A 2,935-nucleotide genomic window follows, 5' to 3' on the forward strand; every position below is an offset into this window, starting at 1 on the left:
GCCTGCAGCTCGGCGCCGAGTGAGTGACATGAACGCGGGAGAGGCGCTGCGCTTCTCGCGTATCCTCCTCAAGATCTCCGGCGAAGCACTCGCCGGAGATCGTGGCGTGGGATTCGATTTCGACCGAATCGGGTTCTTCGCTGACCAGATCGTGGAAGTGGCCCGCATGGGTGTGCAGCTCGGCCTGGTCATTGGCGGCGGCAACATCGTGCGCGGCACTCAGCTTTCGCAGATGGGTATGGACCGGGTGGGCGCCGACTACATGGGCATGCTCGGCACCGTCATCAATGCGATGGCGTTGCAGGACGTGCTCGAGAAGAAGGGGCTGGATACCCGTGTCATGACGGCCATCCGCATGGAAGAGCTGGCGGAGCCGTACATCCGTCGTCGTGCCTTGCGGCACTTCGAAAAGGGACGTACGGTGATCTTCGCAGCCGGCACCGGTAATCCGTATTTTTCCACGGACACGGCCGCCGTCCTGCGGGCCATCCAGATGAAGGCCGACGTCATCATCAAGGCGACCAGCGTTGATGGTGTGTATTCGGCTGACCCCAAGAAGGACCCGAACGCCACGTTCTACGAAACGATCAGCTACCGTGACGTGATGCTCGAAGAGCTGCGCGTGATGGACCAGACGGCCATCACGCTCTGCAAGGAGAATCAGTTGCCGTTGATCGTGCTCAACCTCAACAGCCCCGGAGCCATCGTTCGCGCCATCCGCGGCGAGCGCGTCGGGACACTGGTTTCGTGAATACGCCATGAGCACAACTGCGCAGATCCTGAAGGACGCCAAGAGCGGCATGGAGAAGGCCATCGAGAACTCCAAGAAAGAGTTCTCGAGCGTTCGCTCCGGGAAGGCGTCCCCGAACATGTTGGATACCATCAAGGTCGAGGCGTACGGCTCGTTTGTGCCGCTCAACCAGGTGGCATCCATTGCGGCGCCAGAGCCGCGCATCCTGCTGGTCACCCCGTTCGACAAGGGGCAGGCCAAGGTGATCGAGAAGGCGATCCGTGAGTCGGAGCTGGGCCTCGACCCTGCCCATCAGGGCGGCGTGATCCGCGTGCCGCTGCCGAGCATGAACGAGCAGCGTCGCAAGGAACTGGTGAAGGTGTTGCACAAGATGGCAGAGGACGGCCGCATCGCCGTGCGTCATGCCCGGACGGATGGTCGTGACAAGCTCAAGAAGCTTGATGGCGTCTCCGAAGACGACAAGAAGCACACCGAGAAGGACCTGCAGAAGGTCCACGATGACTTCATCGGCAAGCTCGACGCCTTGGTGAAGGCGAAGGAAGCCGAATTGATGGAGGTTTGAGTCCGTCCTGCGGACCGATCGTGGATGTGCGCGTCACCGCCCTCACCTGACATGACGGAATCATCGTCGGAGCTCCTCGCACGCATTCGTGTGCATGGGGCGGTGCCGCGTCACATTGCGATCATCATGGATGGCAATGGTCGTTGGGCGCGCGAGCGCCACATGCCGCGAGCCTTCGGGCATCGGTCCGGTATGAAGGCCGTGCGCGAAGTGGTGGAGGGCGCCCTCGAGGCCGGTGTCGAATGGCTGTCGCTGTTCGCGTTCTCTCAGGAGAACTGGCAGCGCCCGGAAACCGAAGTGTCGGCGCTGATGTCGCTGCTCGAGGAATACATCGCGCGCGAAGCGTCCGAATTAGCCCAGCAGGGTGTCCGCGTGTATGTGCACGGCGATCTGAGCCGGCTCAATGCGGCGGCATCCAGAGCCGTGCGCCGCGTGATGGACGAAACGGCCAGCGGAACGCGCCTCGGACTCAACCTGTTCATTTCGTATGGTGGACGTGCCGAACTGGTACGCGCCACGAAGCAACTGGCCGAAGATGTCCTCGCCGGTCGCCTGTCACCCGATGCGATAACCGAGGAAGAGATCAGCACCCGCCTGTATACGGCCGGCTGTCCTGATCCCGACCTGCTGATCCGCACATCGGGCGAACAGCGGCTGTCGAACTTCCTGCTGTGGCAGGTCGCATATGCCGAGCTGTTCATCTCCAGCCTCTATTGGCCCGACTTCGACCGCAAGGCGCTGTACGGAGCCATCGCCGACTTTCAGCGGCGCGATCGTCGCTTTGGCCGCGTGAGCACGTGAACGAGCTCGCGCGTCGCGTCATCGTGGCGCTCATCGGCGCGCCGCTCGCCATCGGTCTGATCTGGATCGGCGATGCGGCGCTCACCACGCTGCTTGGCGTCATGGCTGCCATTGGTGCGTGGGAGTTCTATCGCATTGCCCGGGAGGGCGGTGCCACGCCGATGGGTCCCATCGGCATCGCCATTGCCGCACTCATCCCGATTGGCGTTCACGCGCACTACCTCGGCGTCGCGGCGATGCCGATTGCCCTCATCGTCCCGTTGCTGGCCATTGGCCTTCTGGGCGTGAGCATCTGGCTACGCGGTGTGGATGGGAAGCCGCTGCAGGCCACCAGCAGCACGCTGTTTGGCGCCATCTACACCGGCGGCACGCTGAGCTTTGCGTATGCGCTGCGCTATCACAACTACGCAGTGGGCGATCTGGCCGGTGCGTTGGTCGTGATCATTCCCGTCGCGCTCACCTGGGCCAGTGACACCGGTGCGTACTTCAGCGGACGTTTGATCGGCGGCCGCAAACTCATGCCGTCCGTCAGCCCCGGAAAGACCGTCGCCGGCGCCGTTGGTGCCGTTGTCACGACCGTCATCGTGGCCTACGCCATGATGCGCTGGTTGCTCATTCCGCATGCGCAGCTGGCCTTCACGACCATCGGCGTGGTGATCTTCGGTGTGCTGATCAGCAGTACGGCACAGGTTGGAGATCTGGCCGAGTCGCTGCTCAAGCGCGAAGCGGGTGTGAAGGACAGTGGCACGCTGTTCCCGGGTCATGGCGGTGTGCTCGACCGACTCGACTCGCTGTTCTTCGTATTGCCCACCGCTTACGTG

The 2,935-nt window shown here is 62.9% G+C and carries 4 protein-coding genes; all 4 read left to right on the forward strand.

Annotated elements, in window-relative coordinates:
- The first annotated feature begins 28 nt into the window (after positions 1-28).
- Positions 29-751 carry a UMP kinase gene (gene pyrH / locus VGE27_RS13625; RefSeq protein ID WP_345788022.1) on the forward strand — a complete coding sequence of 241 codons (723 nt, stop codon included), beginning with the start codon at positions 29-31 and terminating at the stop codon, positions 749-751.
- 7 nt (positions 752-758) lie between these two features.
- The gene (frr, locus tag VGE27_RS13630) at positions 759-1,313 is read left to right on the forward strand and encodes a ribosome recycling factor (RefSeq protein WP_012683262.1); all 555 of its coding nucleotides are present in this window, start codon (positions 759-761) and stop codon (positions 1,311-1,313) included.
- Between the two features lie 51 nt (positions 1,314-1,364).
- Positions 1,365-2,114 (forward strand): isoprenyl transferase, encoded by a 750-nt coding sequence (locus VGE27_RS13635; protein WP_331050219.1) that lies wholly within the window; start codon positions 1,365-1,367, stop codon positions 2,112-2,114.
- Positions 2,111-2,935 (forward strand): phosphatidate cytidylyltransferase (locus VGE27_RS13640; RefSeq protein ID WP_331050220.1); only part of this gene is annotated, 825 nt, incomplete at its 3' end. The genes VGE27_RS13635 and VGE27_RS13640, both read left to right, overlap by 4 nt.

Origin of the sequence: Gemmatimonas sp. (assembly GCF_036405635.1) — a bacterium.
Lineage (GTDB): Bacteria > Gemmatimonadota > Gemmatimonadetes > Gemmatimonadales > Gemmatimonadaceae > Gemmatimonas.

Excerpts from the sequence above, each read along its gene's own strand:
- pyrH (WP_345788022.1), top strand. The coding sequence starts at position 29 with ATGAACGCGGGAGAGGCGCTGCGCTTCTCGCGTATCCTCCTCAAGATC.
- frr (WP_012683262.1), top strand. The coding sequence starts at position 759 with ATGAGCACAACTGCGCAGATCCTGAAGGACGCCAAGAGCGGCATGGAG.
- VGE27_RS13635 (WP_331050219.1), top strand. The coding sequence starts at position 1,365 with ATGACGGAATCATCGTCGGAGCTCCTCGCACGCATTCGTGTGCATGGG.